Genomic DNA, 518 nt, shown 5'->3' on the forward strand with positions numbered 1-518 from the left:
ATAGAGCATTTACAAATAATAGAGCACATACAAACAAGCCCGGCAATCGCCGGGCTTGTTCTATTTTATGAGCTCAAAAGTCTCTTTAAGTTTGAACTCTGTGTGGGCGATGAACCTTAAGCTTCAGTGCCTTGAATCTTCTCTAATTCAGCGATAGTTGTTTGCGATACAAGCTGACCATCCATGTAATAGGTAACGTTTTGACCGTCTTTGATGCCCGTTAGAGTCGCTGTTTCACCAGATGTATAGACGATGTCCATTTGAATCGTGTTTTCGTCGATCTTAATCATCTCACCCGTTTCAATGGTGCGATTGTTAGAAATTGGGCCGACAGGGGCTTCTTTCAGGCTTGGGTCCAGCTCATCGTTCACTTTGAAGTGCGTGTCTGTTTTTGTATCAAATACGTGTGGTGAACCGCTGATAGGGTTTTTACCTGTCCAGAATTCAAGTGAGTTGAATACCACATAGTCTGCTGCGGTAGTAATACCGTATACAGGCGCTAATAAGAAGTTTACACC

The 518-nt window shown here is 43.1% G+C and carries 1 protein-coding gene; it reads right to left on the bottom strand.

Annotated features, from left to right (window positions below):
- Positions 1-116 precede the first annotated feature (116 nt).
- Positions 117-518: DUF3332 family protein (locus AB4486_RS28510; RefSeq protein WP_372120193.1), on the bottom strand; the 402-nt coding region annotated here is incomplete at its 5' end.

Origin of the sequence: Vibrio sp. 10N.222.55.C6 (genome assembly GCF_041473395.1) — a bacterium.
Lineage (GTDB): Bacteria > Pseudomonadota > Gammaproteobacteria > Enterobacterales > Vibrionaceae > Vibrio > Vibrio crassostreae_C.